Source organism: Virgibacillus sp. 7505 (genome assembly GCF_002272135.1).
In the GTDB taxonomy this organism is placed as follows: Bacteria; Bacillota; Bacilli; order Bacillales; family Amphibacillaceae; genus Terribacillus.
On record NZ_NPBF01000021.1, the window covers coordinates 125,080 to 140,343 of the forward strand.

At 42.8% G+C, this 15,264-nt stretch carries 20 protein-coding genes, 1 pseudogene and 1 riboswitch; of the genes and pseudogenes, 13 read left to right on the plus strand and 8 right to left on the minus strand.

Features of this window, described 5'->3' with window-relative positions; all coding sequences use genetic code 11:
* Positions 1 to 170: 170 nt before the first annotated feature.
* A riboswitch (TPP riboswitch) is annotated at positions 171 to 270 on the plus strand.
* 82 nt (positions 271 to 352) lie between these two features.
* Positions 353 to 919 (plus strand): energy-coupled thiamine transporter ThiT, encoded by a 567-nt coding sequence (gene thiT, locus CHH91_RS08125; protein ID WP_095222955.1) that lies wholly within the window; start codon positions 353 to 355, stop codon positions 917 to 919.
* Positions 920 to 953: 34 nt separating this feature from the next.
* On the opposite strand, the gene CHH91_RS08130 is transcribed toward thiT, so the two are convergent.
* A complete protein-coding gene (locus CHH91_RS08130; RefSeq protein ID WP_095222956.1) occupies positions 954 to 1,304 on the minus strand; it encodes a YflT domain-containing protein in 351 nt (116 codons plus the stop codon).
* A gap of 192 nt (positions 1,305 to 1,496) precedes the next feature.
* On the opposite strand from CHH91_RS08130, the gene CHH91_RS08135 reads away from it, so the two are divergent.
* Positions 1,497 to 1,853, plus strand: a complete 357-nt coding sequence (locus CHH91_RS08135) for a hypothetical protein (protein WP_095222957.1) — start codon at positions 1,497 to 1,499, stop codon at positions 1,851 to 1,853.
* A 138-nt stretch (positions 1,854 to 1,991) separates the two neighbouring features.
* Positions 1,992 to 2,486 (plus strand): class I SAM-dependent methyltransferase, encoded by a 495-nt coding sequence (locus CHH91_RS08140; RefSeq protein WP_176465724.1) that lies wholly within the window; start codon positions 1,992 to 1,994, stop codon positions 2,484 to 2,486.
* A 32-nt stretch (positions 2,487 to 2,518) separates the two neighbouring features.
* Here CHH91_RS08140 and CHH91_RS08145 read toward each other — a convergent pair whose 3' ends face one another.
* Entirely contained in the window at positions 2,519 to 3,868 is a 1,350-nt protein-coding gene (locus CHH91_RS08145) for a dihydrolipoyl dehydrogenase family protein (RefSeq protein WP_176465725.1), read from the minus strand.
* A 147-nt stretch (positions 3,869 to 4,015) separates the two neighbouring features.
* Between CHH91_RS08145 and CHH91_RS08150 the strand changes: the two genes are divergently transcribed.
* A complete protein-coding gene (locus tag CHH91_RS08150) occupies positions 4,016 to 4,426 on the plus strand; it encodes a YwpF family protein (RefSeq protein WP_095222960.1) in 411 nt (136 codons plus the stop codon).
* An 83-nt stretch (positions 4,427 to 4,509) separates the two neighbouring features.
* Positions 4,510 to 5,874 carry a TrkH family potassium uptake protein gene (locus CHH91_RS08155; protein WP_095222961.1) on the plus strand — a complete coding sequence of 455 codons (1,365 nt, stop codon included), beginning with the start codon at positions 4,510 to 4,512 and terminating at the stop codon, positions 5,872 to 5,874.
* A gap of 45 nt (positions 5,875 to 5,919) precedes the next feature.
* Here the strand turns inward: CHH91_RS08155 and CHH91_RS21225 are convergent.
* Positions 5,920 to 6,000 (minus strand): annotated as a pseudogene (locus CHH91_RS21225) (YjcZ family sporulation protein); the annotation flags it as partial.
* 380 nt (positions 6,001 to 6,380) lie between these two features.
* Here CHH91_RS21225 and CHH91_RS08165 point away from each other — a divergent pair.
* Positions 6,381 to 6,608, plus strand: a complete 228-nt coding sequence (locus tag CHH91_RS08165; protein ID WP_306452922.1) for an aspartyl-phosphate phosphatase Spo0E family protein — start codon at positions 6,381 to 6,383, stop codon at positions 6,606 to 6,608.
* A gap of 30 nt (positions 6,609 to 6,638) precedes the next feature.
* Here the strand turns inward: CHH91_RS08165 and CHH91_RS08170 are convergent, their stop codons facing one another.
* Positions 6,639 to 7,799 (minus strand): aminotransferase A, encoded by a 1,161-nt coding sequence (locus CHH91_RS08170; protein WP_095222963.1) that lies wholly within the window; start codon positions 7,797 to 7,799, stop codon positions 6,639 to 6,641.
* Positions 7,800 to 7,910: 111 nt separating this feature from the next.
* On the opposite strand from CHH91_RS08170, the gene CHH91_RS08175 reads away from it, so the two are divergent.
* Complete coding sequence (locus CHH91_RS08175; RefSeq protein ID WP_095222964.1) at positions 7,911 to 8,048, plus strand: FbpB family small basic protein; 138 nt, start codon at positions 7,911 to 7,913, stop codon at positions 8,046 to 8,048.
* Between the two features lie 116 nt (positions 8,049 to 8,164).
* A complete protein-coding gene (locus CHH91_RS08180; RefSeq protein WP_095222965.1) occupies positions 8,165 to 8,437 on the plus strand; it encodes a hypothetical protein in 273 nt (90 codons plus the stop codon).
* Here the strand turns inward: CHH91_RS08180 and CHH91_RS08185 are convergent.
* From CHH91_RS08185 to trhA, 3 genes are all read right to left on the minus strand, one after another.
* Positions 8,434 to 8,907 carry a YkyB family protein gene (locus CHH91_RS08185; protein ID WP_095222966.1) on the minus strand — a complete coding sequence of 158 codons (474 nt, stop codon included), beginning with the start codon at positions 8,905 to 8,907 and terminating at the stop codon, positions 8,434 to 8,436. The two genes, CHH91_RS08180 and CHH91_RS08185, sit on opposite strands and share 4 nt — an antisense overlap.
* Positions 8,908 to 8,993: 86 nt before the next feature.
* Entirely contained in the window at positions 8,994 to 9,854 is an 861-nt protein-coding gene (locus CHH91_RS08190; protein ID WP_095222967.1) for a metallophosphoesterase, read from the minus strand.
* Between the two features lie 73 nt (positions 9,855 to 9,927).
* Complete coding sequence (gene trhA / locus CHH91_RS08195; RefSeq protein ID WP_095222968.1) at positions 9,928 to 10,560, minus strand: PAQR family membrane homeostasis protein TrhA; 633 nt, start codon at positions 10,558 to 10,560, stop codon at positions 9,928 to 9,930.
* 212 nt (positions 10,561 to 10,772) lie between these two features.
* On the opposite strand from trhA, the gene cbpB reads away from it, so the two are divergent.
* The 3 genes from cbpB (at position 10,773) to CHH91_RS08210 (ending at position 13,233) form a co-directional block, all read left to right on the plus strand.
* Entirely contained in the window at positions 10,773 to 11,246 is a 474-nt protein-coding gene (gene cbpB / locus CHH91_RS08200; RefSeq protein ID WP_095222969.1) for a cyclic-di-AMP-binding protein CbpB, read from the plus strand.
* Positions 11,247 to 11,348: 102 nt separating this feature from the next.
* The gene (gene dapD / locus CHH91_RS08205) at positions 11,349 to 12,062 is read left to right on the plus strand and encodes a 2,3,4,5-tetrahydropyridine-2,6-dicarboxylate N-acetyltransferase (protein WP_176465726.1); all 714 of its coding nucleotides are present in this window, start codon (positions 11,349 to 11,351) and stop codon (positions 12,060 to 12,062) included.
* Positions 12,063 to 12,120: 58 nt separating this feature from the next.
* On the plus strand, positions 12,121 to 13,233 hold the full coding sequence (locus CHH91_RS08210) for an N-acetyldiaminopimelate deacetylase (protein ID WP_095222970.1): 1,113 nt from the start codon (positions 12,121 to 12,123) through the stop codon (positions 13,231 to 13,233).
* Positions 13,234 to 13,247: 14 nt separating this feature from the next.
* Here the strand turns inward: CHH91_RS08210 and CHH91_RS08215 are convergent, their stop codons facing one another.
* Positions 13,248 to 14,102 carry a mechanosensitive ion channel family protein gene (locus CHH91_RS08215; RefSeq protein ID WP_095222971.1) on the minus strand — a complete coding sequence of 285 codons (855 nt, stop codon included), beginning with the start codon at positions 14,100 to 14,102 and terminating at the stop codon, positions 13,248 to 13,250.
* Between the two features lie 128 nt (positions 14,103 to 14,230).
* Here CHH91_RS08215 and CHH91_RS08220 point away from each other — a divergent pair, with 128 nt between their 5' ends.
* Together CHH91_RS08220 and CHH91_RS08225 are read left to right on the plus strand one after the other, a co-directional pair.
* Positions 14,231 to 14,776 carry a peroxiredoxin gene (locus tag CHH91_RS08220; RefSeq protein ID WP_095222972.1) on the plus strand — a complete coding sequence of 182 codons (546 nt, stop codon included), beginning with the start codon at positions 14,231 to 14,233 and terminating at the stop codon, positions 14,774 to 14,776.
* Between the two features lie 2 nt (positions 14,777 to 14,778).
* Positions 14,779 to 15,204: a TlpA disulfide reductase family protein gene (locus CHH91_RS08225; RefSeq protein ID WP_095222973.1), complete on the plus strand. Its 426-nt coding sequence runs from the start codon at positions 14,779 to 14,781 to the stop codon at positions 15,202 to 15,204.
* Positions 15,205 to 15,264 lie beyond the last annotated feature (60 nt).

Below are 15,264 nucleotides of genomic sequence, written 5' to 3' on the forward strand. Positions count from 1 at the left end.
GTCATAGTTTTTCTCGAATTCAAACAATTTCGTTAGATGAAGTAAAAGTAATAAAATTGCTAAAATTTGCACTTGGGTAATATTTCACTTATAGGAAATATTATTAATTATTGCTAACGCTGTCATTTTTCTATATAATAGATGGACAACAGAAAACAAAACGGTACAAAAAAGCCTGCAGGGGGAGCCATTTCGGCTGAGATGGACGTATGTTCAGACCCTTCGAACCTGTGAGTTAGCACTCGCGTAGGGATGTAGCTTCTTTGATGGGGAAACAATGCACATTGGGCCATCGGAAGGATCCCGCTGCAGCATTGTTTTTTTGTTGCATTCTTTATTAGGGGAGAAAAATATGCAATCAAGAAGCAGGGTTTTATTTTTAGTAGAGGTGGCAATATTCGCCGCACTTGCATTCGTATTGGACTTATTTTCATTTAAAGCATGGGCGCAGGGAGGGAGTATCTCCTTGCAGATGGTCCCAATTTTCTTAATGGCGTTTCGGTGGGGATGGAAAGGCGGACTTACAACAGGATTAGTAGTAGGGCTGCTGCAATTAGTTACCGGTCCTTATATAATACATGTTGTCCAGGGTTTTATGGACTATCCTCTAGCCTTCACTCTAGTTGGGCTGGCAGCTGTCACAGCTGGATCCGCTCGTAAGGCTGCAAAAGAAAATAACCGCACAAAGCTTGTAGGGATGTTGATCATCGGAACATTGATTGGCAGTATAGGTCGGTTTGCAGCACATTTTGTAGGTGGAATGGTCTTCTTCGGATCTGCAGCTGCACCAGGACAAACTGTTTGGGCTTACTCGCTTATATACAACGGCTCTTACCTGCTGCCAAGCTTTATAGCCAGCATTATAGTTATTCTCATTCTCGTTTTGGCTCAGCCAAAACTTATCTTACCGAAAAAATAAGAAAAGGCACTGTCTCATGACAGTGCCTTTTCATTTAAATAAGCAAGCCTTCGACGTTATCAGTTCCAGTTACAATCAAAAAGATTTTACCTTCATCAAGATCCTCTTCAAAATCCTCGGCTTCTTCTTGGGAAAAACCGATTTCTTTCAATTTTGCACGAAGTTCATCGCCTTGTTTACTGAACATACTGCCAACAGCACTTTTAGCTCCCATCTCGGATAATCCTATAGTATTGGCATCCACTTTACTGGATACACGTTTTGTTCTGTCATCATCATGTGACAATACATAGATGTTATCTTTGTTTACGCCTTTTGTGCTTAAAAGTTGAATGTCTTCTTGCAGCTTTTCATCGTTCGTGTACTCTTTTAAATATGGTTTCAAGTTGAATTCTCCTTTTTTAGCTAATTTGATGTACTGAATGTCTACCCGCTAGCTAGAAAATAAAACCAACAATATTAATTACAAATGATCAATATAGTATATCTATTATCTGAAATCCGGCTTACAGACGCTGTGTGTTGTGATAAACTGAATGTAAATCGAAGTTTCCAGTCCTGGTGAGGAGGAAACAATATGGCAGATATCATTGATTTGGACCAGTTTAAGACTAAAAAATGCTTATGTCAGGTTGCCAAAATGAAAGGTATCGAATACGAAATATATTTGACTGTCGTTAAATATGTGGACAAGCATACAGATAAGCTACTTCCTGAGTATGCTTTTAAAACGACAGATTCCGATCTGTATAAGATATACAATGGAAATCGCGAACTTTTTTTGAAAAGTTATCATGACTTGCTGCGTTATTGGGATATCCCGCTGATTGATGCAGAAAATCCTGCTAATATGGAATTTGAACGTTTTCCTAAAATAGGGGATCTATGTGCTTTTATTGACCGAAAAGTTCAAACAGATAAATATACGTGTTGAAAGGACAGCTGGATGTTTCAGTTGTCCTTTTTGAATGAAGGATAGAAAATGTTAATCCGTGAGAGCATAGTGGAGATACGTTTATCTTTGTATTATAAGGGCAATACAGAACTAATTGATTCAAAAGGAGAGAGTCATATGGTGAATAAGACAACAGAAGTTTCCGCAGCAGAAGTGCTAGAGCTATTGGAAATAGAGGGCGGAGAAAAAGTGATAGTTTTCGGTGCTGGTAATGGTAATTTGGTTATTCCTATTGCTCATAAAACAAAGGATCGCGTTACAGCTCTTGAGAAAGATGAAACTTTGTTGGAAGAGTTAGCACTTCGTGCAGAAGAAGAGACACTAACGAATATCGACCGGATGCCGAGCGGATTAGACAGGCTTCTTAATTTCCCCGACGCTTCCTTTCAGCGTGGACTTGCAGCATTCGTGCTGGATAGCTTAGATGAACCAGAGCAGGCAGCTGCGGAAATGTACAGAGTGACTATTGAAAAAGGTATCATGATAGCGCTCGGCTACAGTAGAGATCACAGCGCAGATCTGCTTGCAGACAAATTGAAGAAGGCAGGGTTTGAAGTATCTCAAGGGGACTTAAATGAAGAAGTATATTATGTGAAAGCTTATAAAGCATGAGAAAACCGCCAAATGTGGCGGTTTTTTATTTATTATTGAAGCATGCTCGGGATATCGCTCTCTGCAGTCGGATAAGCCCAAAGCAAGGATTGCAGCATTTGTACAGGTGCTTCCATTTCAATTGCCAAAGTGAAAACATTAATCAAGTGTTGAGCATGGGCAGCATATATATGTGCACCGACGATAACCTGTTTTTCCTTGTCCAAAATGATCTTGCTGAATCCTTCCTCCAGCCTCGTTATCTTGTTGGTAAAGAAAGAGCTCAAATCTTGTTCGATGACAGTATATTTGTCCTGAGCTTTTGCCGCCTCGTCAGCTGACATGCCAACTGAAGCAATTCCGGGAATCGTATAAACAATGGAAGGCTGAACATGATTGAATTCATCTTGTTGTTTCCCTTCCAGCATGTGATGAATAACACGGCTTCCAGCTTCTGAAGCCAACGGTGTAAGAGGCAGCTTACCATCATCTGCACAATCACCTGCAGCGTAAATATGCGGTGCAGATATACTCTGCTGATTTTTATCCACTTTGATTCCTTTCTTGCTATAGGAAATGGAAGTCTGTTCTAATCCCATTTCTAGCACATTCGGTGTTCGGCCAGCGCCGTGAATTACAATATCAGCAGATATCTTTTCCGTTTGGTTTCCGGAACGCACGGAAACGATGAATTTGTTTCCTTGTTTTTCAACAGATTCCAGTTCGGTATTCGTCCTGATATCGATACCGAGTTTTTTGCTGTAAGCGACCAAATGGTTGACGACATCTTCGTCAAATCCTTTCAATGGACGTTCCCCGCGTTGAATGAGTGTTACTTTTCTATTGAAGCGCGCAGCAATATGTGCGAATTCAAAACTGATATATCCTCCACCTATCAGCACTAATTCCTGGGGAAGCTCATGAAGTTCGAAAAAAGCATCGCTCGAAACCAGATGTTCAAATCCATCTACAGGAAGTTTAGCAGGGGAAGCTCCCGAAGCGATTAGAATATAAGAAGCCTGCAGTTTCTCTCCGTTAACCTGTACAGTATGGTCATCGATGAATTGTGCGTGTCCTTGGTACACCTCAATGCCATCATTTTTGAATTCCTCGACTGTCATTTTAGGAATAGGTTCCGTGAACGTCTCCTTGTGTTCGCGAAGCTTGCTCCAATCGAGCTGCGCATTTCCAGTCAAACCATAATTCTTCATCCGATCAAAAGCATCCTGGATTCTGACAGTTTCTATCAGCACTTTCTTCGGATCACATCCCCATTGAGGACATGTACCGCCAAATGGCTTATCATCAATAACGGCCACAGTCCAGCCCTTTCTTCGGGCTGCTGAAGCCGTGCTGTGGCCACTAACGCCAGATCCTATTACAATCAAATCCAGTTTATGCATAGTATCATCCTCCCTGGCAATATCCTCATTCTGTACCCTGGCACTACGTATAGAAAACATCCGTTGCAGACAATACATACGGATTGGAAAAGTTCTGATAAGATAGAGAAAAAGACATAATTGGACATGTTAAAAGGAGAGGTATCTGTGAAAACATTCAAACTGGTAGAGCTTACTCTATATACGACAGATCAAGGATCTTTAAAAGAAAAAGAAATGAAACTGTCCGAAGGTTTAATCATCAATAAGGAAGAGGATAACGAATGGGTGCTGGAAGCGGTACTGGAGAAAAATGATTTAAAAAGCGTACAAGTATTGTCTGAAAACCGTAAAGTACTGCTTGCCCAGGTCCGAATTACAAAACCAGAAAACCGTCCAGCTATGTTCCTTGTCCAAGTACAGGAAGTGAATGATTTAGGTGAAGAAGGAAATGTAATCATGAAGGGCACGCTTGCGAGGGAAGAAAAAATGGAACTGCTCGCTTCTATTAAAAGGATGCGGGAGGAAGGAATGGAAGAAGAAGAGATATTGACAAGCGGAGCCGGTTCGATAGAGTAAGAGCGCTTGAAAATGCGAGCTATTCTCTATCATGCCTGCTATAATAGAATACATTTGAAACGTGCATTTAAAGGAGTTCTTGTATGCGTACCTATGACCCGCGTTGGCGATGGCTGAATAACATTTCGCCAACCAGATTGATCATCTTATTTTATTTAGCGGCAGTAGTGATTTCTACCTGCTTACTGGCTTTGCCGGTGGCTCATAAACAAGGAACAAATATTTCCTTCGTTGACGTAGTATTTACGGCTGTCAGCGCCATCAGCGTGACCGGACTTGCTTCTGTTCCGATACATGAATATTTCAACACAACAGGCATCATTTTGATTGCCTTCACGATGCAGCTGGGCGGAATTGGCGTTATGACACTAGGAACATTTGTATGGCTGCTGTTCGGTAAGAAAATCGGTTTCAAGGAACGGAGACTGATCATGGTTGATCAGAATCAGGTATCGTTTCGTGGAGCGGTTAATCTTATGAGGCAAATTCTGGTTGTTGTCCTGACAATAGAATTGATTGGATTCCTAGTTTTAGGTACGTATTATCTGCAGTATTTCCCAACGGCAGGTGAAGCTTATTTTCAAGGGCTTTTTGCTTCAATAAGCGCTACGACAAACGGAGGCTTCGATATAACCGGACAGTCACTCATTCCGTTCCGGCATGATTACTTTGTGCAATTCGTACATATGCTGCTTATCGTTCTGGGTGCAATCGGTTTTCCAGTCCTGATCGAGGTGAAGCAGTATATGTTTGCTTCGAAGGATGAGCGTGCTTTTATCCGATTTTCCTTGTTCGCGAAGCTGACAACAATCACTTTCATGGTACTTATTTTTGCTGGTGCAATCATTATTGCATTGCTTGATTCCAGGAACTTCTTCGTGGGGAAATCCTGGCATGAAGTATTGTTTTACTCGCTTTTCCAATCGGTGACCACACGAAGCGGGGGGCTTGCAACAATGGATATCGCGCAGCTTACTGAACAGAATCAGCTGTTCATGTCTGCGCTAATGTTTGTCGGGGCTTCCCCAAGCAGTGCAGGAGGAGGTATCCGTACTACCACTTTGGCATTAGTGGTCATTGCGCTTTATCACTTTGCCAGAGGGAACAAACAAATTACGGTCCTCCGGCGGGAGATTCACCCGGAGGATTTATTCAAAGCAATCAACGTGACGATCTTCGGAATGATTTTAGTGTTCACCTCAGCTGTAATTCTTGCCTCCATTGAGCCGTTTTCGCTAACTGAAGTGCTATTTGAAGTATGTAGTGCCTTCGGAACGGTCGGCTTAAGTCTCGGTATAACACCGGAGTTGAGTGATGCAAGTAAAATTGTTTTGATGCTGCTCATGTTTCTTGGAAGAGTCGGCATCCTGACATTCTTGTATTCCTTGCAGCGGAATTCGCAGACAGCGAACTTCCACTATCCGAAAGAACGTATCATTATCGGTTAATGAAGAAAGACGGCATCCTAAGATGCCGTCTTTCTTCTGTTGGAATTAGCAGTAGAATGCTGCACCAACAATAATCAACAAGATGAAAAGTACAACGATCAAAGCAAAGCCGTTACCACAGCCGCCGCCGTAGCCGCCAACGTTTTCACAACCGCCACCGTAACCGCCTCCGCCGAAACCGCCGAAGCCACCGTATCCGTAACCCATTCTGTTTCACCTCCTAAAGCTTACACCTTACTATATGGCGCAGAGCGTGAAGGGGTATAGACGTTAGCCCAATTCCGAATACTATTTCCGTTTCGTATTATACAGATATGCAACAATGACGAAATGACTGCTTGCTAGTAAGCCGAAAGATACAATTTGTTCTATCAGCCTTTGACGAATGATAGGAGAGAAGGAGGAAACGTGTCATTTACTTATGTAAAAAGTGTGAAAAGTGCTTGATAAACTTTACATTCATTCGATCTTTTGGCATGATAAGTAATGGAAAAGATTTGTAACTAATGAGGGATAATGGTGATCAAATGATATTGCCTGAACACGCCAGATATTGTCTGCAGCATTCCAACAAATTAATCAATCTTAACAGGCTGACGCAGCAGATTGAGGTACTGCGTGAGCAAATGGCGGAAGTAGCATTTGAGAAAGGATTTACAAGCAGTGAATCAATTGCTAAAAGCCAGGAATTGGACAAGCTGCTGAATCTATATGAAGCAAAAAGAAAGATATAAAAAGGACAGGTTCCCGAACCTGTCCTTTAGTTATGCTAATTTATTGGAAGAAAGGAAACGCTCCAGACGATCCATTCCTTCCTGGAGCAGTTCCATGCTGTATGCATAAGAAAGCCGCATATACCCTTCACCAAGGTGAGAAAATGCATCGCCTGGTACAATAGCAAGACCTGCTTTATCCACTAGTGCCAAACCAAGTTCCAATGAGGTCATGCTCTTGATCGGGAATTTTGGGAAAATGTAAAACGCCCCATTTGGTTTCTCAACAGTCAAACCCATGTTTTCCAATCGCTCCAAGCAGTAATCCCTGCGCGCTCGATATGCATCGCGCATGTTGACGGGATCTCCCAGACCATTCGTCAGCGCTTCGATTGCTGCGTACTGGCTGACGGAAGTCGCACAAGTGGCGTTGTATTGATGAACTTTGAGCATATGGGTGCTCAGCCACGCTGGTGCCAATGTAAAGCCGATTCGCCAGCCGGTCATGGAATGGGATTTACTCAAGCCATTAATAATGACACTCTTATCCCTTACCTGCGGGAAGCTGGCAATCGAAACATGAGCATCATCGTACGTCAACTCACTGTAGATTTCGTCTGACAATATGAATATCTCTTTGTCGGCTAAAAAGTCAGCTATCTCTTCCAGTTCTTCATATGTAAGTGTCGCACCAGTCGGGTTGGATGGATAAGGAAGGATGACGCATTTCGTCTTCGGTGTAATATACTGTTTTAAAATGGATGCTGTAAGCTTGAATCCATTCTCGGTTGTATCTGCAAGAACCGGCTTTCCTCCTGCTAATGTGATAAGCGGCTCATATCCAGGATAAACGGGACCGGGTAAGATTACTTCATCCCCAGACTGCAGGATAGTCCGCAGGGTAATATCAATTGCTTGTGATGCCCCGACAGTGACGATGATTTCTTCTGTTGCTTTGTACACTGGAGCATATTTTGTGTAAAATGCACTGATTGCCTCACGCAAAGGTAATAGCCCTGCATTCGGTGTATACGTCGTCTTATCAGATCGGATTGCTTCGATTCCTGCTTCTTTGACGTGAAGCGGGGTAGGGAAGTCAGGCTGGCCAATTGTCAGACTGATCATATCCTCTTTATCTGCCACCAAGTTGTAGAAGCGGCGAATGCCTGATATTTGTATGTTTGTAACGCGTGGATTGATAAGATGTTCCATCTGAAATCCTCCATTGTCATTCTTTCTTAACATAATGTTCAAACAATTTTGATTATAACGTGATAGTATTGGGAATAGCTAAAGGAAAATATTTAGGGAGGCTAATGACTGATGAGACCCCGCAAGCTTTCTTTAGAAGAATTGATCACGCAAAACAAAAATGAGTTATTACAGGATGATCAGGCAATGCTTAAAATTGAAGAATCGCTGGATGATAGATATGGAATCCAGACTGATCACATGGAATAACGATTGATACATTATACCATAGCGCAAGAGGACAAGGAATCCCAACCAATTCGAAGGGATTCCTTTTTGTTTAGGTAAATTAATTTTAGTCGAAACTAAGTAAGGGAGGGATGGTGATGACGATTATACCAATTATTGGACTGTTAAGCATTCTGTCCGTTTTTGCAGTTATATTTTTCTGTATCAGATGGCTGGTAAGGAAGCAGTGGTACTCCATACTATCTGTATTATGTGTGCATGCTGCATTGAGCTACCTGCATCGCAATGACTTGCTGGAGTGGGATTTAGAAGGAAGACTGCTTCTAGTTATGACCTTTATTTGCAGCATGCTTATCTTGCTTAAGTTAGCTGCTATTTTAGGAGATAAAAAGAAAAAGCGCACAGCTTAGCTGCGACGCTTTTTCTTGTCAGGCCAGGTGAACTGACCAAGTGAGGATGGCGTATAATATGCCGATCTGCTGACAGGTGTCTGCTGTTTTGGTCTGATATCCTGCTGTGGCAAATCCAAATAGCCGGAAAGGATCCGCTTTGCTTGGGAAAGGGAGAGGTTTGGTCTCGGATTCCGAAAAGTCTTGTCCAATTCACCGAGATGCGGCAGTGTTTTGAAATCTTCCTTTGCAGCCGGGATATGAAAGTAATAGTCTGCTATTTGTACCAGCATAGTAGAGTGCTGTCTGCTGAGTTTTGGGTGTTCAGAGAAATGCAGGCCAATTTTCTTTGCTTTGTTCTGTTCCAGCAGTTTCGCTACTGTTTGTTTCTTTAGTTGGTATAAGTGGCTTGGATCAGAAGCTGTCTTTGCGTGCCGATTGACTACGAACAACGCTTTTGCTATATCCTCTAATGTCCAGTTCACTTTCATGCGAGTAAACCTCCTATTGCAGGAATTGACCCTATCGGAGAATGGTACTATCGTACAGAAAAGCTGTACGATTGGCAAGCTCTTTCTTATTTAAGATCGACATGCTTCTGTCCATGCTTCAGGGTAAGTATTGAAATTTCTGGCGGACATGCAAAACGGATAGGCATCCTAGTCGTGCCGACACCTCTGGAGACGAAAACATGTAATGGCCGCGTGCCGATTTCATAATGACTATCTACGTATCGTCTGCCATAGGGAGGAACTATTACCTCACCGTAAAAAGGAATTCTTACTTGGCCGCCATGAGAGTGGCCGGATAATTGAACGTCTACCGGCAAATGCCTGACATTCTCAGCTAAATCAGGTTCGTGTGCCAACAAGATGGTAAAAGAGTCTTCATCGCTATGGCGTGTTGCCGCATGCAGGTTCGGAGTGCTCCGTATGACATCATCGATACCAGCCAGCACGATATGATCTTGTCCGCGCTTTAGGAATGTAGCTGTATTATGCAGGGCAGTGAATCCTCCTGCTTTCATATATTTCGCAACAATTGCTTCACTTTCGTCACGATAATCATGGTTTCCATAAATCCAGTACTTTCCGAATGGCGCCTGAAGAGTCGTTAGGCAATCAACAATCTCTTGCTTCCATTTCAGCCGGATCGGACGATCAGCAAAATCGCCAGTAAATACAATGACGTCTGCTTGCTGTTGCTGGATGTGCCGGACTAAACGTCTAAGCTTTCTGATGGAATAATGATAACCTAAATGCAAATCACTGAATTGAACAACTTTTAGTCCATCGAAGGATTTCGGGAGTCTTTCACTAGTAAGTGTATATGATTTAGTTACCAGCTTTGCTGGTTCTATATGCCGAGCATACACATATCCAAGGCCAGCTCCGCTAATGATTGTCCCCGCAGCAGCTGAAATCCAGGTCTTTTTCATAACATGCACCTTCTTTTATCCGTTAATAAAGGCACTCTTCCCTATATGAATGGGGAGAATGCCTTTTTTGTCTTTAAATGAGGAAAAGAATGGCGAAAAAATGGAACGCAGATCCCGCCAGTACAAACAAATGCCATACAACGTGATGGTAGGGAATCTTTCGCCAAACATAGAACACAGCACCTACTGTATAGAAAAGGCCGCCAACAGCCAGATAAACAATCGTCTGTTGCGGCATCGCCGCAAGCATTGGTTCCCAGACTAAGACGATCATCCAGCCCATCAAGAGATAGAAAACCGTAGACATGATCAAGAATTTCTTGACGAAGAAAATCTTGAAGATGATACCTGCAAGTGCAATTCCCCAAACGATGCCAAAAATCGTCCATCCGAGCGAACTTCTGAGGCTGATCAGCAATAAGGGTGTATAGGTACCAGCTATAAAAAGATAGATGGCTGCGTGATCGATAATCTGGAAAATATCCTTCACTTTTCCCTCAGGCAAAGCATGAACGATTGTCGAAGAGAGATACATGAGCAGCATTGTCGTACCATATATGGTGACAGATACAATGACCCAAGGATCCTTCGTAAAGCTTGCCAAGACAATTGCAACCGCTAATGCTGCAATACTCAGTAAAGCCCCGAACCCATGCGTGATAGAGTGGGCTGTTTCTTCTTTTTTCGTGAAAATATAAGTTTCCAATTATTTACCTCATTTCTGCTTTGTTTCAGTATAAAGCTTTTTCTAGCATTACACCATAAAAACCGAATCAATCCTGGAAATATTTTATGGTTCAGCTGCCCAAGTGTGACACATTGAAAACGATGTCGAAATTGGAAGGCGGCAGTGGGTTGTGGTAAACTGATATAGGTGATTGACCTCCTTCTATTGCCGCTGACAAAAGGAGAGATCGAATGGCAAAATTAGAGTTGCAGGAACTCACCGGCATAACGGTTGAGGACTTGATGATCGAGTCTGAAAAAGTTGCTCATGTTCAATTGAATAACCCGCTGGAGCATGCTTTGCTCGTGCTTGTTAAATCAGGTTATTCTGTCATTCCCGTACTTGATCATACGTACAGACTGCAGGGCATGGTATCGAAGACAGCAATCCTGAATGAAGTTCTCGGAATGGAGAGATTCGAGATGGAGAAGCTTTCAGAAATCAAAGTGTCGGAAACGATGCTGACAGATGTACCTGTATTGAAGAAATCGGATTCTTTTCTGACAGCATTGAAGGCTGTAGTGAATCAGGCTTTTCTTTGTGTGCTTGATGAGGAAGGATACTTCGAGGGAATCCTGACTCGAAGGGCGATTCTTAAAAAGATGAACAGGTATTTGCACGAACAAGTGCATTACCATCCAACCGGCGATAAGACCAATGTCTGAGGACGTGCTCCGGTGAAAAGCCAAGCATGGTGAAAAAGCTTGTTGATTAGTAAAAGTTTTGATAAAGTAATTCCATACGTTGTTACATAGGAGGCAAAAACCGTGAAAATGATGGACGCAAATGAAATCATCTCTTTCATTTCGAATAGTAAAAAATCTACACCAGTTAAAGTATATGTTAAAGGAAAAGGCCTGGACGCGCTATCTTATCCAGAAAGTGTAAAAGCTTTCCCAGAAGCGAACACAGCAGTTCTATTCGGGGAATGGAGCGAGCTGGAAGGCTTTTTGAAAGATACAGAAGCAATCGAGGATTACGTCATCGAGAATGACCGCCGTAACTCCGCGATTCCTCTATTGGACTTGAAAGGAATCAATGCCCGCATCGAGCCAGGTGTTGTTATCCGTGACCAAGTGGAAATCGGTGATGGCGCAGTAATCATGATGGGCGCTTCTATCAACATCGGTTCTGTAATTGGTGAGGGTACAATGATCGATATGAACGTTGTAATGGGCGGACGAGCAACTGTTGGTAAGAACTGCCACATCGGAGCTGGTACTGTCTTGGCGGGTGTTATTGAACCACCATCCGCGAAACCAGTTGTAATCGAAGATGATGTTGTCATCGGTGCCAATGTTGTTGTATTGGAAGGCGTTACAGTTGGAAAAGGAGCGATTGTTGCTGCTGGTGCAATCGTGACAGAAGATGTAGCTCCAAACACACTTGTTGGCGGAACACCAGCGCGTGTATTGAAGGAAATCGATGACCAGACGAAATCAAAAACAGAGATTCGTCAGGAACTTCGCAAACTGAACTAATTAGGAAAAGGAGCAGCTGCTGCTCCTTTTTTTATTATCAAATAAAGCAGGTGATTTCATGGAAGATACACTGATACAAATCAGACGGGATTTGCATCGTATACCTGAGCTTGGATTTCAGGAAGAAAAAACACAAGCATATTTGCTGGATTATATTCACGGACTGCCACAGGAATATTTAGAAATAAAAACATGGCGGACTGGCATCATCGTAAGAGTGACTGGTTCTGCAGGATCAAAAACTATTGCCTATCGTACGGATATTGATGGACTGCCAATTACCGAAGCTACGGGACTGCCATATCAATCGGAGCATGAAGGCCGCATGCATGCATGCGGGCACGATCTGCATATGACAATCGCTTTAGGAGCATTGACTGCTTGTGCCAAGAACCAGCCTGCGCAAAACATTGTATTTATTTTTCAGCCTGCAGAGGAAGGTCCGGGAGGAGCTCTGCCACTTATGCAAAGCGGTATTTTGAAAGAGTGGTGGCCGGATGAAATATTCGCACTTCATATCGCTCCTGAGCTGCCAGTAGGTACTGTTTCCTCCAGACCGGGCTTGTTATTCGCTAATACAAGCGAACTGTTTCTTGATTTCAAGGGAAAAGGCGGACATGCTGCATATCCTCACTTGACGAAGGATATGGTTGTAGCGGCGAGTACTTTTGTGACGAATATGCAGGGTATCGTGGCGCGTAATTTGGATCCGCTGCAAAGTGCAGTCATAACAATCGGGAAGATGGAAAGTGGATTTGTGCAGAATACAATCGCGGAGACAGCACGATTGGAAGGAACGATCAGAACGATGGATCCGGAAGCTATCGACTTGGTGAAACAGCATATCGAGCAGCAGGCAAGAGGAATGGAAATCAGTCACAACTGTCAAATCGAGATCGATTATGGCTCGAACTATTACCAGGTATACAATGAAAGCACTAAAGTGGAAGCATTTCATGAAGTTATAGAAAAAACGTCTTTAACGTATAAAGAAGCTCCGCCGGCAATGACTGGAGAGGATTTTGGCTATATGCTGAAGGAGATTCCTGGTTTTATGTTTTGGTTGGGAGTCAATTCTCCTTATGGGTTGCACCATAGCAAGTTGCAGCCTGATGAACAGGCATTAAACTATGGGGTAGAAGCTGTTTTGGCTTATATAAATCACGCATAGGAAAAGCGCAAAGCTTATTGCTTTGCGCTTTCTTCTTTTCGCTGGAGAAAAACTTGATGCGGGTAAGGAATCTCGATGCCTTCTCTGTCGAAGGCTTCTTTGATTGCTTTCTTCATATCGCGTTCCGCTCCATATTGTTCCATATTGGCTGTGTGACCTATGATCCGCAAGGTGATTTCTGATGCGCCCAGTTCCTGTACACCTATAACATCTGGCCCTTCACGGAAACGTTCGTCTTTCTGGAAGGTAGCACAAATTTCCTGTAACACTCTTAGAGCATGATCAATATCATCTTCATAGCTGATGCCGATGTCGACCATTGCACGCATATTTCCGCGCGAGTGGTTGCTTATACCGTTGATATTACGGTTCGGAATGAAATTCAACGTACCATCAAAACTTCTCACCTGTGTCGTCCGTAATCCGACTTCCTCTACAACACCATTATACCCTGATGTAGTAATAACATCTCCAACTTCGATTTGACGCTCCAAAAGGATGAAGAATCCAGTCACGACATCACTCACTAAACCTTGGGCTCCGAATCCGATGGCAAGACCGATAATCCCAGCTCCTGCTATCAACGGGCCGATTTGAATGTCGAATACACCAAATACCATGACAATGAGAAGGAAAATCAAGGTATACCCATATGTATTGATAAGCAGTTTTTCTAAAGTCATCATTCTGCTTGTTGATATACGCTGTTTGGAACTTGCCTTATTCAAGCTCGTACTGATCAGTTTTTTACCGACTGCTCGTAAAACGAAGTAACCGATAATGATAAGCAGCAGCTGCAGGCCGATTGACACGGTTTTTTCGATCAAGCCATCGTAGTTGAATTGAAGTCCGTCTGTTAGAAAGTTCATACCATGTCTCCTTTTACAATTATCTGCTCCTAGGAGGAGTACCCTGTCTAGTAAATGATGAAACGTTCTGTAACATATGCAGCTTATAAGCATATAGTGACAAAGGTATTAGTGAAGGGGGAGAGCCTATGATTGGGAGTGCTGCACCTCAATTCGAGCTGCCAGCTGTCATGCCTGATGGCAAGACAGCAACCATCAGCTTAAAACAGTATATCGATGATAATAAATGGCTTGTGCTCTTTTTTTATCCTCGTGATTTCAGTACAGTTTGTCCTACTGAATTGAACGATCTAGCAGATCAGATTGAAACAGTTCGTGAATTGGATGCACAGGTAGTTGCTATTTCTACAGATAGTTTAATGTCCCACGCTGCATGGCAAAAAACGCCACGGGACCAGAATGGAATAAAGGATGTAACATATCCCTTAGCTTCTGATTTTACAGGTGACGTGTCTCAAGCTTATGGTGTGCTGGATGGAAAAAGCTACACCTCTGTACGAGCTACAATCATCGTTAATCCGGAAGGTGAGATTTGTTATTATTTAATGCATGCGGATTTGGTTGGCAGGGAGACATCAGAACTGCTGCGTGTTTTGGAGGCTCTTCAAACAGGAGAGGCATGTGGTGTGAATTGGCAGCCTGGCGATGAGGTTCTCAAGAGGGAGGGTGTGTAAGCGTGATACCACAACTACCGGAAGCAATTGACCAGCATGACGCGAATTGGCTTTATCCACCTCAGCAAAAAGCCGGTGATAGGCCGCTTATTATTTACTATTGGTCAATCAGCTGTACAATCTGTAAAGAAAAACTGCCTGTTTTCTTAGATTTTGCAAAATATGAAAAACAGTTTTTTGATATCATGCTGGTTCATGTTCCCCGCTCAACATCTGATTTGAATAAACAAACAATATATGATTATGTACTTCAAAAAAATATAGATCTTCCTGTATATCTCGATCAAAGGCATCAGTTGAAAAATACATTCAGAGTACAAAAGCTGCCAAGTATTGTCTTGCTGGACAGACTGGGAAGAATCCGACATGTACAAACTGGCGGTAATTTCACGACAATGCTGATCAATCAGCTGGATGCTTTAAGATAAAGTACAGCAGGATTTCTACTTACAAGTGATTCATGGTAAGCTTGCTCTATCAGAAAATAA

Bases quoted from the DNA above. Each gene is read 5' to 3' on its own strand.
- CHH91_RS08180 (WP_095222965.1), top strand. From the start codon at position 8,165: ATGACGATTATACCAATTATTGGACTGTTAAGCATTCTGTCCGTTTTT.
- CHH91_RS08210 (WP_095222970.1), top strand. From the start codon at position 12,121: ATGGAAGATACACTGATACAAATCAGACGGGATTTGCATCGTATACCT.
- CHH91_RS08145 (WP_176465725.1), bottom strand. From the start codon at position 3,868: ATGCATAAACTGGATTTGATTGTAATAGGATCTGGCGTTAGTGGCCAC.
- CHH91_RS08170 (WP_095222963.1), bottom strand. From the start codon at position 7,799: ATGGAACATCTTATCAATCCACGCGTTACAAACATACAAATATCAGGC.
- cbpB (WP_095222969.1), top strand. From the start codon at position 10,773: ATGGCAAAATTAGAGTTGCAGGAACTCACCGGCATAACGGTTGAGGAC.
- CHH91_RS08185 (WP_095222966.1), bottom strand. From the start codon at position 8,907: ATGAAAGTGAACTGGACATTAGAGGATATAGCAAAAGCGTTGTTCGTA.
- thiT (WP_095222955.1), top strand. From the start codon at position 353: ATGCAATCAAGAAGCAGGGTTTTATTTTTAGTAGAGGTGGCAATATTC.
- CHH91_RS08155 (WP_095222961.1), top strand. From the start codon at position 4,510: ATGCGTACCTATGACCCGCGTTGGCGATGGCTGAATAACATTTCGCCA.
- CHH91_RS08215 (WP_095222971.1), bottom strand. From the start codon at position 14,102: ATGAACTTTCTAACAGACGGACTTCAATTCAACTACGATGGCTTGATC.
- CHH91_RS08135 (WP_095222957.1), top strand. From the start codon at position 1,497: ATGGCAGATATCATTGATTTGGACCAGTTTAAGACTAAAAAATGCTTA.
- CHH91_RS08140 (WP_176465724.1), top strand. From the start codon at position 1,992: ATGGTGAATAAGACAACAGAAGTTTCCGCAGCAGAAGTGCTAGAGCTA.
- CHH91_RS08220 (WP_095222972.1), top strand. From the start codon at position 14,231: ATGATTGGGAGTGCTGCACCTCAATTCGAGCTGCCAGCTGTCATGCCT.
- CHH91_RS08175 (WP_095222964.1), top strand. From the start codon at position 7,911: ATGAGACCCCGCAAGCTTTCTTTAGAAGAATTGATCACGCAAAACAAA.
- CHH91_RS08190 (WP_095222967.1), bottom strand. From the start codon at position 9,854: ATGAAAAAGACCTGGATTTCAGCTGCTGCGGGGACAATCATTAGCGGA.
- CHH91_RS08165 (WP_306452922.1), top strand. From the start codon at position 6,381: ATGAGGGATAATGGTGATCAAATGATATTGCCTGAACACGCCAGATAT.